Here is a 16556-nt window from a genome sequence, read left to right as displayed (position 1 = left end):
CCCACAGTGACAAATTCATGCTCTATGATCCTGCTTAAAAATGCCAATGTGTATGCCCCTCAAGCGTTGGGAATAAAACACATATTGCTGGCAGCGGGTAAAATCATCCAATTGTTTGATCAATGCCCGAGTCTACCTAATGTTTTAAATCTTCAAACTCTCGATTTACAGGGTGCCACCTTGATCCCCGGTTTTATCGATGCGCATACTCACATCACCGGTGGTGGTGGCGAAGCTGGCTTTTCAACGCGTGTTCCACCGGTAGGCTTAAGCCAGTTCACTCGTGCTGGTGTGACAACCGCGGTGGGTTTACTTGGCACTGATGATACCACTCGTAGTACAGAATCATTGGTAGCTCAGGTCTATGCATTGCGAGAAGAGGGGCTTTCGGCCTACTGTTACACCGGTGGTTATCACCTGCCAGCCACTACCTTAACGGGGTCAGTAAAGACGGACATCGTATTTATTGAACCTATTGTGGCAGTTGGCGAGCTGGCGATCAGTGACCATCGTTCCAGTCAGCCAACGTTAAACGAATTGCTCAAGGTTGCCTCTGAAGCTCATGTTGCAAGATTAATGACTGGTAAAGCGGGCGTTGTGCATTTGCATTTAGGTGACGGTGAACGTGGCTTAAGCTTAGTGCGTGAAGCGCTAGAAGGCTCAGAAATCCCAGCCCGCACCTTTAATCCAACCCATATTAATCGACGCAAAGCCTTGTTTGAAGAAGCCTGCCAATTAACCCAGCAGGGCTGTTGGGTGGATGTCACCGCTTTTGAAACCGGTGATGTCGGTTATGAGCCCGCCGATGCTTTAATGCGTTATATGCGCAGTGATTTTGCCCAAGACAAGCTGACCATCAGCTCAGACGGTGGTGGGTGTTTGCCGTGTTTTGATCAACAAGGCCACTTGACCAAAATGGACTTTGCTAACTCCAGTGCCATGACCGATGTGTTCTATCAAATTTTAGGCGAAGGCGTGGCGTTACAAGATTGTTTACCCTTTTTCACTCAAAATGTCGCGACCTTGATGAATTTTCATAAAAAGGGCCAGATACAGGACGGCTTTGACGCAGATCTTGTTATACTAGATGATTCGCAACGCATCAGTCATGTTATGGCAAAAGGTGTGTGGCACGTGTTTGATAAATCCCTAGTTAAAAAAGGGACGTTTGAGGATTGAATATGCCGTCTCCCAATATTGAAGGACAGCAAAGAGGTTATGTGATCCCCATCGGCGGTGCCGAGGAAAAGATAGATAACCCTGAAATTTTACAAAAATTCGTTGAATTGGCCGGTGGCAAAGATGCTTATATTTGTGTCATTCCAACTGCATCGCAGTTGGAAGATACCGGTGATCGCTACCAAACCTTATTCAATGATCTAGGCGCGGGTAAAACCGTCTCTTTACCAATTACCGAGCGTAGTGATGCGCAAAATCAAGCTTATGTCGATTGTTTAGAAAATTGTACCGCGGTGTTTATCACGGGTGGTAACCAATTGCGTCTTTCCACCATACTTGGTGGTACACCGATTGCCAAAACCATCCGTCAGATAAATGCCCGAGGCGTGCACGTAGCAGGTACTTCAGCTGGTGCGGCTATTGTTTCACAGCATATGATCACCGGCGGCAGCACCGGTATTGTGCCTACCGAAGATGGCGTGAACTTAGCGCCAGGAATGGGCTTAATTAACACCGTTGTCATTGATCAACATTTCAATCAACGTAATCGTCTATCTCGATTGCTGAGTGCCGTGTCTTACAATCCGTTTTTAATCGGTATAGGCTTGGATGAAGATACCGCCGCATTTATTGATGAAAACAATGAGTTTACCGTAGTGGGGAGTGGCGCAATCACAGTCGTCGACCCTTCTGACATCGAATATTCATCGATGGCAGAAGCCCGACGTGGAGATGCACTGACGTTATTGAATTTGAAAGTTCATATTTTGGCGGCTGGAAGCAGATACAATATTGGTAATCGTCAAGCATTTGCTTAGGCCATTATTTTTCACTCAAGCTTTTTTAAAAACAGTGGCTTATGCCACTGTTTTTCTATAATCTCATTTTAAAGCTAGGGTAGTTTGCCTTTCATTCGCGATTTCACTACCCCATTTCTTTTCCAAAATTTGTCTGTTTTCCAAGGGCAGTCCATAATCAATTCTGAATTCTTGGCAAGCAAGATATAAGCATATGCAAGGGAACCACAATTATATGAAGATCCTCAGCAGAAACGTTTATGTTGGTCCTAACATTTACGCTAATTTTCCAGTAATACGCTACGAAATTGACTTAGGCGAGTTAGAGCATTGGCCTTCAGTCAAATTAGGTGACGAATTTATTAACGGATTGATCAGCGCGATCCCAACGCTTCAAAGCCATGGTTGCTCTTACCAAGAAGAGGGCGGCTTGATAAGACGTTTGAAAGAGGACGAAGGCACTTGGATGGGACATATCTGGGAGCATGTTGCACTGGAATTGCAAAACTTGGCTGGCTCTCCTGTAGGATTTGGCCGCACCCGAAGCCTTGAACAACCAGGTTGTTACAATGTGGTTTATCAATATAAGCAACAAGATGTTGGCTTGGAAGCTGGCGCGCTGGGCATGCGATTACTCATGCATCTTCTTCCCGAGCATGTGCAAAAATCGATACATGCTGAGATTGACGAACATTTTAATTTCACCGATGAACTGCAATCATTCGTGCGCATGGCGCAAAAGAAAGAATTTGGGCCTAGTACCGGCAGTTTGGTTAAGGCCGCAGAAGAGCGCGGTATTCCTTGGCTTAGACTGAATAATTACAGCTTGGTGCAATTTGGTCACGGCAAATACCAAAAACGTATTCAAGCCACTATCACCAGCGAAACTAAACATATTGCGGTGGAAATATCCTGCGATAAAGAAGACACCCATAATTTACTCAATGATTTGGGGTTGCCCGTACCTCAACAGCTCATGGTTTATTCTGACCAGCAAGCCGTTAGAGCGGCTCGTCGAATTGGTTACCCGGTCGTGATCAAGCCTCTCAATGCTAATCATGGTCGCGGCGTCAGTATCAACCTTACCGATGACCAACAAGTTATCACGGCATTTAATGATGCTCAGCAAGTGGGTACCAGTCGCGCTGTGCTGGTGGAAAGTTATTTGACTGGCTTTGATCATCGTATGCTGGTGGTGAATGACGAGCTCGTGGCCGTGGCCAAACGAGTGCCTGGTCATGTTATTGGCGATGGAAAACACACCATCGCTGAGCTGATTGATATTGTCAATCAAGATCCTCGTCGAGGTATAGGGCACGAAAAAGTCCTGACCAGATTAGAACTCGATAGCCAAGCAATGCGATTAATGTCAGAAGCAGGCTACGATGCAAACAGTGTACTTGAGGAAGGGCAACAATTTTTCCTTCGCTCGACAGCCAACTTATCTACCGGTGGCACAGCCATAGACGTCACCGACAGTGTGCATCCAGATAACCGTGATATGGCAGTAAGAGCAATAAAAGCCATAGGCTTGGATATCGGTGGAGTGGATTTTTTAACGGACGATATCAGCAAATCCTATAAGGACATTGGTGGCGGAATTTGTGAGTGTAATGCCGCGCCGGGGTTTCGTATGCACGTTGCTCCAAGTGAAGGTACGCCAAGAGATGTGGCTGGCAAAGTCATCGACATGTTGTTTCCTCCAACGGAGCAGTCACGCATCCCCATTGCCGCTATTACTGGCACCAACGGCAAGACGACTACTTCTAGAATGTTAGCCAGTATCATGAAGTCCGCCGGGTTCACAACCGGTATGACTTCCACCGATGGGGTTTACATCGACGGCGATCTAACCGTCAAAGGCGATATGACCGGCCCTACCTCAGCGCAAATTGTGCTTCGAGATCCGAATGTTGACTTTGCGATCATGGAAACAGCGCGAGGCGGCATTTTGAAGCGCGGTTTGGGCTATACCGATTGTAATGTCGGTGCCTGTTTGAATATCAGTGCCGATCACTTAGGTCAGCGCGGCATTGATACGCTCGAACAACTCGCTCAAATTAAACGGGTTGTAGTTGAAGTCGCCAAAGACTGTGTCGTGCTAAACGCGGATGACCGCTACTGTTTAGAAATGGCAGATTTTTGTGACGCTAAGCGAATTTGTTATGTCACCACAGATCCAGGACATGGCCTAGTCAGAGAGCATATCCGTAGTGGTGGTTTGGCGGTGGTACTGGAAAAAGGTATCAACGGTGACATGATCACTATTTACGATAAGGGCTCGCATATTCCACTGCTGTGGACTCATTTGATCCCAGCGACCATCGAAGGAAAAGCGACGCACAATGTGCAAAACGCCATGTTCGCGGCCGCCATGGCGTATAGTTTTGATACGTCATTGGAGCGTATAAGGCAAGGGTTACGCACCTTCAACACGTCTTTCTACCAGGCACCAGGTCGCTTGAATATCTATGATGAACATCCTTTTAAAGTGATCCTCGATTACGCGCACAACCCAGCGGCAATGAAGACCATTACCGATCTTGCAATGCGTTTAGACGTATCAGGCAAGCGCAGGTTAGTGGTTGCCATGCCTGGAGACAGACGTGACGAAGATGTGATTGAAGCGGCCACGATTACGGCTAAAGGGTTCGATGAAATTATCTGTAAAGCTGATGACGACCGCCGTGGACGCGGGCACGATGAAATACCGCAATTGCTCAAGAAAACCTTTATGCAAAATGGCATCGCCGAGTCAGCCATTCAGGTTATTCCGTCAGAATACGACGCCATTGAAAAAGCCTTACAAGACAGTGATAAAGGAGATCTGCTCATTATTCTAGGCGACAATATTACGCGCTGCTGGAAGCAAATAGTGCATTTCCAAAGTGATGGAAAAGCGGAGCCAATAACCGAGACTCCTTCGCAAGACTTCCCTGAGAAACTGTTTGAACCAGTAGAGCATGTGTTTGAATTGCAAGACGGGCAATCTCTCGTCCATGACGAGCGAGGTGTCCGATTGGTTGTAGAACGTGATGAAGACTCTGACTAATGCGCCTTGAACTTGACGAGGTTCGCCGACTCACCGGACCTAACTTGCTGTGGGATGAGCCTGGTGCCATTCTAGACGTTTTCATCAGTGGTACCGACAAATTGGCGGTGATCCAAACGTGGCAACAGTGGATGGATAAACTGTTGCTTGCGTTTGGTTGGCAACAAACTCACACCTACCGACTCTACTCTGGCGGTGCCAGCATGGCGTTGAGTGCGCCCATGGATGCATTATATGTGGCGTGTGATTTAGCTGAGCTTGCATGGGATTGCTGTGTTGCTGAGTTTGACCAACAGCCATTACCCGATTGGCGTAACCGGCTAGATGAACTGCGCATTGAACTCAATGACGAACTCAATCCAAGATTGATCACCTTATTAGGCTTAGCCAAGCAAAAAGGGGTGAGCGCGATCAGTGATGATGATGAGTTTAGTTTGGGGATGGGGGCCAGCGCTGAGATTTGGCCAATTCGTGCTTTACCCGATCCGCAGCAATTAGACTGGAGCAGATATAGCGATATTCCACGGGCGTTTATTACCGGTACCAATGGCAAGTCCACCAGTGTTAGGTTAGCCAGTGAAATCGCCAAAGCCGCCAATTTCTGTGCCGGTGTTACATCAACTGACTTTATCAAAGTCGGTGATGAAATTATCGATGAGGGTGACTACTCAGGCCCTGGCGGTGCGCGAATGCTACTGCGTGACTCGCGCACGGAAATGGCCTTTTTAGAAGTCGCTCGCGGTGGCATTTTGCGACGAGGCCTACCAATAGAAAAAGTCGATGCCGCGCTGATCACTAACGTCGCCAGCGACCACTTAGGACAATACGGTATTAATACCGTGGCTGAATTAGCCCAAGTCAAATTTGTAGTGACTAAGGGATTGGCTGACACGGGGGTGTTAGTCACGAATGCCGACAATCCATGGACGGTAGAGCAGGCTAAGTATGTCAACTGTGAGATTTGCTGGTTTAGCGAGTCTGCAAGCAATCCTCTTATCATGAAAAACCTTAGTGAAGGAAAGCCCGTCGTTTACGCAGACAATGGCAAGGTGATCTACGTTGATAACATAGGACAAAAAACCACTGCCACAGCGATTAAGGATATTCCTATGACCATTGCCGGAGCTGCCCATCATAATGTGCAAAATGCATTGGGGGTGGTTGGTTTGTGTATGGCGTTGAAGTTGCCATTGACGGCAATCCGTTCGGGATTACATTCTTTTGGTAGTGATGCGCAGGACAATCCCGGTCGAGGTAACTTATATCACTATCATGGCGCAACTGTGATGGTCGATTTTGCGCACAATGCGCACAGCGTTGCAGCGATGATCAACACTGCTAAACAGATGCCAGCGAAACGTTACATTGTGATGTTTAGCAATGCTGGGGATCGCAGTGACTCAGAAATTCGAAACCTCACTCAGGCCGTTGCTGATCTTAATGCTGATATGTATCTGGTGGCTGAAATTGAAAAGTACCTGCGCGGACGCAAACCCTTTGAGTTAGTAGAGATTGCGACTCAGGCGTTGATTGCGGCGGGTATTGAAAGTGAAAAAATTGTCACGCAGGACTCTCCTGTAAAGGGCGCGAAACTGGCCAAGCAAATAGCAAAAGACGGCGATGTCATTTTGTTGTTTACCTTGGATCAAAGAGACAAAGTGCATCAGCTATTTAGTGATACAGACAGCCTAGAATAAAAGTCTAATGCCGCAGAAATCATCTGGTCCAGGTGATTTCTCAAATACTTAAATAATGAACTAAAACCCATTTTTAGTTCATTATTTAACTCACCGCCTCAGCATCGACTCCATTTATTAACTCATTATTTTTATTTTGATTCAAAATTTAAGTCTATTTGTAACGCGGTCAAGCTTGATGTAATTTAAGTTGTTGATATTTATGAAATAATTTACGCCCCTGTTGCTTTGGCATTATATGTGCATTGGTTAGTGGAAATGTCATATGCAATATGTCGTAAATGAGGGAACAAATGTTAAATAAAATTGTGATCGTTGCCGTTAGTTTGGTGTGTATTGGAGGCGGGATTTCAGCACTTACCAGTTCTGAGCAGTCTAAAGCCTCATTTATTGTCCAAGGTGCTAGCCAAGATACCATGTACAAACAAATCGTCGCTGTGGGTGGTGAAGTCACGCACACGTTTCAAGTGATTGAAGCCGTTTCCGCGCAATTAACTGAAAATCAAATTGATAGGGTTAAACGAGTCAACCCTTTATTGCGCTTTTTCAGCAATGCCGATGTTAATATCAGTAGTAAAAATGGCTGGAAAACCAATAAACCGCTTAAGTACAAAATAAATAAAGATAAAGTGGTTTGGGTTGCTAAAAATCGAAGTGATGTAGATCAAAAAATTGAGCACATTTTATTAACTTGGCCTGCCGCAAACGGAACGCTCACCAAGTTGAAAGTCGCGGGCAAAAAATTACAGCCAGGCAATAGGAATGTCGACTTTGATCTCACCGGTGATAGCGCAACCATTACTTTGAAAGGCAAAAAGAAAATCTCAGTAAATGCAGGCAAGAAAGTCAGAATCATGATGGAATTTGATAAGATTTCAAGCGTTGTTGACGCTGACTATCAGATTGCCTTGATGATGCAAGACGGAACTTTAGTGCAGTTGCAAAAGGATCAAGACGTTACTCCAAGTTTGCCAATTCGATACAGTGTGGGTAAAAATGAAATTAGTTGGACCACTGCGAATAAATCTGAACGTGACCAATATGTTAGTAAAGTGACTTTTGATTGGCCTGCAACTAACGGGTTGGTCGAGCAACTTAAAATAAATGGTAAGAATGTACTGGCAAAGCCTGTCAGTGGCGGTACATCGTCAGTGAAACTCTCTGAGTATATTGCAATTGAAGGTGAAAAAGACATTGTTATCTCGATGGCTTTCTCAGAGCTTGCATCAGTAGATGATTTGGAATATGACGTTGAACTGGAATTTGCAGACAGAACCACACAGCAATTCAGAACCACCAATGCTACGCCTCAACAAGGTAATGATCGCGATACCTTTTATCCTTCGGTAGTCAACGCCGATCAGGCGCACGAAAGGGGCATTACTGGCGCTGGCGTAACCGTGGCGATCATTGACACTGGTTTTGAAGGGTATAAAACACTTGAAAAGACCACATCATCACAAGATCGATTCATTCATACTTATAATGTGTTGGATATCGAAGAAAGCGACAAGGTTGAAGATGGTAACGGCCATGGTACGCACATTGCCAGTGTGATAGCTAATAGTTCACAAACGTTCTCGCTAAACGGTCAAATGAGACATAGTTACAATGGCATCGCTCCTGATTCTGATCTGGTTATCATCAAAGCATTTGATGAGCAAGGTCGAGCAAGTTACGCAGATATCCTCAAAGCCATTGAATATGTGATTGAGAATCAAAGCCGATTAAATATTAAAGTGCTAAATCTGTCATTCAGTGCCACGCCAAGCTCAAACTATTGGGATGATCCTATTAACCAAGCTGTGATGCGCGCTTGGGATGCGGGTATCACCGTATTGGCTGCAGCAGGTAACCAAGGTCCTGAAGCTATGACCATTGGCGTACCGGGTAACACTCCCTACGTTATTACCGTTGGCGCTATGTCAGATGCCTATACGCCAGAAGATCCCAGTGATGACTTTGTCACTAGCTTTTCAAGTGCCGGACCGACTTTTGAAGGTTTTGTGAAGCCTGAGGTAATTGCGCCAGGAGGTCATATACAAGGTCTATTGGACGATGATTCCTATATCGGTGAAAACTACGAGATCTATGACGATAATGATAATTACTTTATTTTGTCGGGTTCATCACAGTCTACGGCTATTACCTCTGGTATCGTTGCGCTAATGCTACAGGCTGATCCCAGCCTGACACCAGATGACATCAAATGTCGTTTAATGTATACCGCCAAAATTGCTATTACTGAGGAAGGTGATTTAGCCTATAGCATATTTCAACAAGGTGCAGGACTGGTAGATGCCATTGCTGCAATCGATGAATCTGCCAAAGGCTGTGCTAATGAAGGCATGAGCATTGCACTAGACCTTGCGGGTGAAGATCATTATATCGGTCCAGCAATGCGCTACGAAAATGATGGTGATTACTATGTGCCGGGAACAGAAGGTATGAATTGGAATGGTTTGTACAATGATTCTCAATTATGGGGCAACAGAAATTTTGTAAGTAACTCGCAGTTATGGGGTAACCGTAACTTCAATAGTGATTCTCAACTATGGGGCAACCGAAACTTTAGCAGCGACTCACAATTGTGGGGCAATCGAAACTTTAATAGTGACTCGCAATTGTGGGGCAATAGAAACTTCAGTAGTGACTCGCAATTGTGGGGCAATCGAAACTTCAGTAGTGATAGTTCACTGACTGCAGATGCCGTTTCAATAAAATGGGTTGAACAGCAATAACGCTGCCAGCGTAGAATAATAAAGCGAGCCAATAAGGCTCGCTTTGTTATTGCATAATTTTGCTTATTACTATGTACAATATTAAGCAGAACCAGTAACGTAGATGCAATCCAAACTCCTTAAATGTATTAAATGACGTTTGCCAAAATAAACTTAGTTACGATTTCCATTGCCGTTTTCTGTCTACTTTTGACTGTGAGCGCGCCTGTCGCAGCAGACCACTCTCCAGATATTTTTAATGCTGACTTCCAACAAATTTATTTCAACAATATTGATGCTGAAAACTTCCCTATACACCCTGCAGTCACTGCGATTGAGCAAGATAAGCAGGGCTTTATTTGGTTTGGAACCCACGATGGCTTAGAACGCTATGATGGAAAAAACATGCGTCACTTTAGTGTGGTGCGAGGAGACCCTACAAGTTTAATCAATAACTGGGTGCGAGATTTACACACTGATAAGGAAGGGCGATTGTGGGTTGCCACTACAGGCGGCATCAATCTGTATATACCCGAACAAAATGGATTTAAACGATACACAAGTGAGCAATACTCCAACCTTATTGGCAAAGACTTTAATTCTATAGCGGAACAAAAAGACGGCAGTCTGTGGTTTAGCACACTTGCTAATGGGATATACCACTATGATGTGAATACCGACAAACTCATTCGCTATTCACACCAAGAATCTGATCCATCTAGTATTGTAAGTAATACCGTTTCATACTTGATGGTGGATAAAAATGATAATTTATGGGTAGCCACTAGCGATAATGGGATCTCTGTAAAGGCACCTGATGCGAGCGGTTTTAGACATATTTCTACCGTCACCGATATGCCCTTGCCCAGTGATAAAATTACCGCACTACATGAAGACTCCAACGGCTTAATCTGGGCGGCGACTCGGGGAGCTGGGGTGTTTGTTTATGACCCTTTAAACGGCGTGCAAGCTCACTATCAACATGATCCGGCGCAACCAAACAGCATCTGCTCGAACGAGCTGTTAAGCATCCATCAAGATACCCAAGGACGCATGTGGTTTGGCTCAGAAAAAGGGTTGTGTGAATTTAATCCCGACACTAATCGATTTCATTCCCATCAGCACGAGCCGGGTCGTATCAGTAGTTTACTCGATAATCGCATTAACACTTTGTTTCAAGACCAAGGCGGGGTGATGTGGGTCGGCACCATGAGTGGCATCAGTAGTTGGAACGCCTCCTTAGATAGCTTCGTTCACGTGAGTAAACACTTTGGTGTAGGTAAAGGGTTGACTAGCAACGTTATCACCTCTTTTGCAATGGATAGGGCTTCTCACATTTACGTGGGCACGTGGGGCGGTGGTGTTAATCGGATCAGTGCTCAAAGTGGCGTTATAACCCAAGTCAGTTCAGCAAATAGCGATGCGGGTATTAAAGACGACCGAGTAATGTCCCTGTTAGTTGATAACCAGGACACCTTATGGGTAGGCACTTATAGTCAAGGGCTGTTCCAACAACATTTGCCTAATGGTAACTTTAAAAATTACTATTTAGACGAAAGTGTTGAAAATTCGATAAGCTCAAATGCCATTAGTAAGATTATTCAATTACAGGATAATCGCATTGCAGTCGCGACCTATGGTGGCGGTTTAAATATTCTAGAGGCGGATGGGTCATTTACAGCGTATCAACACATCCCAGAACAAAATAATTCCCTTTCAGACAATAATGTCCTCGATCTAATTCAAGACACCGAAGGCAATATTTGGTTAGCGACTAACGGTGGTGGTCTCAATAAGTTTAATCTTGAGAGTCAAACCTTTGAGCGATTTATTGCAAATTCAGAGGTGGCGGGTTCATTACTTAGTAACGCGATATATGCCATCTTGGAAACCGATGACTTTCTTTATTTAGCCACTCAAAACGTTGGATTAGCGCGATTAGACAAACAGAAAATGGCTAATGGTGAAATTGTTTTTGATCATTTTACAATGAATGAGGGGCTCCCCAGCAATGCTGTTTATGGTTTGGTAGAAGATCCCAACGAGCAAATATGGTTCAGCCACTCGCGCGGACTTTCTAAATTTAACCCTGCAGACCAGTCTGTACAAAACTTCAATACGAGCCACGGTTTACAAGGCCGAGATTTTACTGCTGGTGCCTATTATCGGGCCGAAAATGGCAGAATGTTTTTCGGCGGTGCTAATGGATTTAACACCTTTTTAGCGGATCAGACACCGATCAACAAAAACAATGCGCCGATAAAGCTTCTGTCATTTAGTTTGTTCAACAGCAAAATTCCGCTTCACACGGTATTAAGAAGTGATGGGGTTTTACAACTGAATTACTCTGACTCGGTCATTGGTTTTGAATTTGCGGCACTGGATTACACTAAACCCGCTGACAATCAATACAAATATAAAATCAATGGTTTGCATGATAGTTGGATCAGCCTGGGAACCAGTAACAGTATAACCCTTACAAATATAACCGATGGTAACTATGAGTTGCACATAAAAGGGTCAAATAATGATGGCTTTTGGAGCGCTAATGAGCTGGTTATTCCTTTCGAAGTTTTGCCTCCACCATGGCGCTCGACTTGGGCATATTTATTATATGGGTTAATTTTCTTAAGCATTGTTTATGCGCTTGTTCGGCATCAACAGGGCAAAGCACTTAAGCAATTAGAATATCAACAACAGTTGGAAAAAGATGTTGCCCAGCGAACTATTGAACTGAAAGAAACCAATGAAAAACTTGCGACATCGGTGGTCGAAACCAACGCAGCTAGAGCAAGAGCGGAGAGCGCAGCTAAAGCAAAATCTGAATTTTTAGCCACCATGAGCCACGAAATTAGAACCCCAATGAACAGTATTCTTGGTATGGGGGAGTTGTTACTAAACACCAAATTAACGCCGGTGCAAAGACGCTATGCTTCAACGGCATATCGCTCGGGCGAAATGTTGTTAGAGTTGATTAACGATATTTTAGACTTCTCTAAGATGGAGGTCAGTAAAATAAAACTGGAGAGTACCGCCGTCGACTTTCCTATGCTTATCGAAGAATGTGCGTTTTATAATGCCGGTCGAGCTCACGAGAAAGACGTTAACATGAGCCTGTTCATTGATCCGCAATGTCCCGAACTTATTGTGGGCGACGGCTTGAGGATGCGTCAGATTATTACTAATTTAATCGGAAATGCGATTAAATTTACTGAGCAAGGTTTCGTACAGGTTAAGGTTAAAGTGAGTCAAGATCGCTTAATCATTGCGGTTAAAGATAGCGGTATTGGATTGAGCCAAGAGCAGCAAGCAATCATTTTTAGACCCTTCGAGCAGGCGGACAATTCCACAACCCGTCAATATGGTGGCTCGGGCTTAGGCTTGACCATCTCAAAAACCCTAATAGATTTGATGAAGGGAGAAATCTCAGTATCCTCGACACCGAATGAGGGATCTGAATTTACCGTGTCGTTGCCGCTAAAAGCAGCCGAAAAGCAGTCTGATAAATATCCAATGGAGCAACTGCAAGGGATAAAAGTAGCGGTTATAGCCCGCGACAATATGACGAATAATATGGCGATGAATTGTTTGCAACGCATGCACATTGACGCCTTCCAAATAACGACTCCTGACGACCTAGAGTCCAAGCCTATGGCCTCTAAACTGGTTTATTTAGTTGATGAAGACATGCTGAAAGAATCTAACTGGATTGAAAAGCTCAGGATGAATCAGCCGTCATCGATTGTCATGACAAAAATCAATACGGATATACAAAGCTTCTCATTGACCGACGTACACACCGTTAATAAACCTCTAATGCGCTCTAAATTAGCCGAAGCATTATTAGATAAGTTAGGCCTGCTAAGTGAACTTGATGTTTCCAATTCTCCTTTGTCATTTGGTCAACATCATCGCTTTGCTGGAAAGGTGCTGTTGGTTGAAGATTCTAAAACAAATCAGCAAGTGGCATTAGATATGTTATCTCTATTAGGTTGTGAGGCCGATGTCGCGGACAATGGTGAAGTCGCAGTAGATAAAGTTAAGCAGAATGATTACGACCTTATTTTGATGGATTGCCAAATGCCCGTGATGGACGGCTTTAGTGCTACAAAAGCGATTCGCCAACTGCAAGCGCAAGGTAAAGTAGAACCCACTCTAATTGTTGCATTGACCGCAGGGATGGGGAGTGGCTTCGAGCAAGAATGTATGGACAGTGGTATGGACGATTGTATGCTTAAGCCCTTCACTGCAGCGCAACTACTTGATACATTACGCAAGCACATAGGTCATTTATTGGTGTCGACGCGCAATGTTGCCGGCATGACGTCTAGTGATGACCCTGATGCTGCAGCGGCTCCGTACTTGGAACAAGAGACAAGTCACCTTGATTTAAAAACGATACAATCAATCCTTGATATTGAGAAGCAAACTGGCCGTAAGCTTTTGTCGCGGATCATTGCTACCTTTGAACAGGAAGTGACTAATAAAATGCCACTGCTATTTGACCGTTTTCAGGCCAACGATGCCGCCTCAGTTGCGAATGTTGCACATGCGATAAAATCTATTGCGGGCAATGTCGGGGCTCATACATTGATGGTATATTGTCGTGAAATTGAGCAGGCTGCAGTTCAAAATGACCTTGCTTCTTGCGCGGTAATTTTGGATGAATTCGAAGATTGTGCCAAACAATCACGTAAACAATTAACCAGTTTGTTGGGGTAGTGCGACTTGCCAGTTGAGCGTAAAAAGAAAGTCAAGGTGTTGGTTTGCGATGATGACCTCACTTATCTAATGATAATGCGAGATACTCTTGAAGTTGAAGGCTTTGAAGTGTTTGAAGCAAGTGATGGCGAAATCGCATTAAGCGAATTTTTTAAAGTCTCACCTGATATCGTGTTGTTGGATGTTAAAATGCCACTGCTTAGCGGGTTTGATGTTTGCCAAAAAATCCGTTCTTCTGAGCAAGGTGCAGATACGCCTGTGTTAATGGTGACAGGTGCTGACGATTACAAATCGGTCGAGTCTGCATTTGCCGCTGGCGCCACTGACTTTTTGCCCAAGCCAATTAAATGGCCAATGGTGACGCACCGTATCAATTATATGCTGCGCAGCAGACAAGCCGTTGTCAATTTGCAAAAGAGTGAAGAGCGACTGCGGTATCTAGCTTATTACGATCCACTCACCGGCTTGCCTAATCGACAACATTTTAAAGAACAACTTGAAGTTATTGTAAATTTAGCCAAACGTGGAAATTATCACGTGGCGGTGTTTTTTATTGATTTAGATCGATTTAAGCGGATTAACGATACGTTGGGTCATTCCTATGGCGACAAATTGCTGCAACTGGTTGCTAAAAAGTTACAAGTTAACTTGCGCCAAAGTGATATGGTGTTGCGCACTAGCGATGACGCGAATACTTCAGAGCTTGCAAGATTAGGTGGTGACGAGTTTACTATTGTATTGAGTAACGTTGGCAGCACTGATGGCGTCAGTGTTGTTGCACAACGATTGATCAATGAATTATCAGAACCGATCAAGCTAGAACAATACGAAGTGGTTGTAACACCTAGTATTGGTATTTCAATTTACCCTCACGACGGTGATAACGTCGAGACCTTGATTAAAAATGCCGATGCAGCGATGTACTTTGCTAAGGAATCGGGGCGTGGATGCTTTAAATTTTATTCCGAGTCACTTAATTCAAAGGCTATTGACCGCTTAAAGATTGAAGAGTCAATGCGAGAAGCACTGAAAAATGACGATTTTGAGTTGTATTATCAACCGCAAGTAAAGCTTTCAGACGGTTCAATTAGTCATGTGGAAGCGCTGATTCGCTGGCGTCATCCCGAGCGTGGATTGATATCTCCCGGCGAGTTTATTCCTATTGCAGAGGATTCGGGGCTGATCGTCGAAATTGGTCGGTGGGTGTTAAACACCGCTTGTGTGCAGGCCAAACATTGGCAAAATACGCTGCCAAACCCGATCAGAGTAGCCGTCAATATTTCTGCCCGACAATTCAAATCGGCATCTTTTTCTGATGAAGTCGCAGAGGTGCTATTGCGAACGGATTTGCCTGCAGAATTACTTGAACTTGAGTTGACCGAAAGTGCGGTGATGAACAATGTCAAAGAGAACATCATTCGTTTGCATAGTTTAAAAAGTATGGGAGTCTCATTGTCGGTTGATGATTTTGGTACAGGGTACTCGTCGTTGAGTTACCTGAAACGCTTCCCTATAGACACCTTAAAGATTGACCGCTCATTTATTATTGATATTTCCAATGATGAAAATGATGAAGCCATAGTCGCTGCCATTCTAGCCTTAGCTAACTCACTGAAGTTAAATATCGTTGCTGAGGGAGTTGAAACCTTGCGTCAATTGGAAACATTGAAAAAGCTTGGTGCACAATCAATATTGATTCAGGGTTATTATTTTCATAGACCTATGCCTGCAAATGACTGTGAACAGGTATTAAAAAGCGCAGCCAAATGAAAATTGTTTAGCAATAGGGCGCTGGCCGAAATATTAGGTAAAGGCTTCTTCGACCTTTTGCCAAAATTCAATTGAAAAATCCTAAATAACACCCACATTAAGACTGTGTCAGTTTGTATTTGGATGGATAATGGAACAGCAATTTAACGAAGCTTTGCTCAAGCTATGCATGTTGATGTACCGCATCGACGGAAAAATCACCCTTTCAGAGCAAGACTATTATCACGCCATCCATGCTCATCTAGACTGGCAAGGTGAGCAGGATCTAGAAGAGTTCGAAAGGCAATCTATTCATCAAGTCCGCGATGCAGTAGACAAAGGAGAAACCAAGAAATTTTTACTCACGTTGCGAGACGCATTGTGCTTAGATGCCAAAAAGGCGTTGTCAATCGCACAAGGCATCGCCTTTATCGATGGTGAGATTGCTGAGTCAGAGCAAGAGGCCCTTGATTATCTACAAAACCGCGTACTGGCTAGAGCCCTCAATTAATGAACCTGAATTGTAGGATAATAAGTGAGCGCTGCAGGATTGTCTGCTAAGGCGGCTAAGCTTGGCGTACTGGCTTTCCCTTGTTTTTGAAATATACTTAATTTAAATCAATCTGATTTTCAGGATGTT

Annotated in this window: 8 protein-coding genes; all 8 read left to right on the top strand. The window is 44.3% G+C overall.

Translation table 11 applies throughout. From position 1 onward, the window contains the following. The first annotated feature begins 6 nt into the window (after nucleotides 1–6). The 8 genes from iadA (at nucleotide 7) to ABD036_RS06600 (ending at nucleotide 16427) form a co-directional block, all read left to right on the top strand. Nucleotides 7–1179: a beta-aspartyl-peptidase gene (iadA, locus tag ABD036_RS06635; RefSeq protein ID WP_343857808.1), complete on the top strand. Its 1173-nt coding sequence runs from the start codon at nucleotides 7–9 to the stop codon at nucleotides 1177–1179. A 2-nt stretch (nucleotides 1180–1181) separates the two neighbouring features. Continuing rightward, nucleotides 1182–1997, top strand: a complete 816-nt coding sequence (locus ABD036_RS06630) for a cyanophycinase (RefSeq protein WP_343857806.1) — start codon at nucleotides 1182–1184, stop codon at nucleotides 1995–1997. A 214-nt stretch (nucleotides 1998–2211) separates the two neighbouring features. After that, nucleotides 2212–5028, top strand: a complete 2817-nt coding sequence (gene cphA / locus ABD036_RS06625; RefSeq protein WP_343857804.1) for a cyanophycin synthetase — start codon at nucleotides 2212–2214, stop codon at nucleotides 5026–5028. Continuing rightward, on the top strand, nucleotides 5028–6725 hold the full coding sequence (locus ABD036_RS06620; RefSeq protein WP_343857801.1) for a Mur ligase family protein: 1698 nt from the start codon (nucleotides 5028–5030) through the stop codon (nucleotides 6723–6725). The genes cphA and ABD036_RS06620 overlap by 1 nt, the downstream gene beginning before the upstream one ends. 293 nt (nucleotides 6726–7018) lie before the next feature. After that, the gene (locus ABD036_RS06615; protein WP_343857799.1) at nucleotides 7019–9466 is read left to right on the top strand and encodes a S8 family peptidase; all 2448 of its coding nucleotides are present in this window, start codon (nucleotides 7019–7021) and stop codon (nucleotides 9464–9466) included. A 132-nt stretch (nucleotides 9467–9598) separates the two neighbouring features. Next, a complete protein-coding gene (locus ABD036_RS06610; RefSeq protein ID WP_343857796.1) occupies nucleotides 9599–14167 on the top strand; it encodes a hybrid sensor histidine kinase/response regulator in 4569 nt (1522 codons plus the stop codon). Nucleotides 14168–14173: 6 nt separating this feature from the next. Beyond that, nucleotides 14174–15937 carry a two-component system response regulator gene (locus ABD036_RS06605; RefSeq protein WP_343857794.1) on the top strand — a complete coding sequence of 588 codons (1764 nt, stop codon included), beginning with the start codon at nucleotides 14174–14176 and terminating at the stop codon, nucleotides 15935–15937. A 130-nt stretch (nucleotides 15938–16067) separates the two neighbouring features. Then, nucleotides 16068–16427, top strand: coding sequence for a TerB family tellurite resistance protein (locus ABD036_RS06600; RefSeq protein ID WP_343857792.1), 360 nt, complete (start codon nucleotides 16068–16070; stop codon nucleotides 16425–16427). Nucleotides 16428–16556: the final 129 nt, after the last annotated feature.

Source organism: Aliiglaciecola litoralis, assembly GCF_039523355.1.
In the GTDB taxonomy this organism is placed as follows: Bacteria; Pseudomonadota; Gammaproteobacteria; order Enterobacterales; family Alteromonadaceae; genus Aliiglaciecola; species Aliiglaciecola litoralis.
The sequence above is the reverse complement of the archived record's forward strand: the minus strand, read 5'-3'. Positions and strand labels throughout refer to the sequence as shown.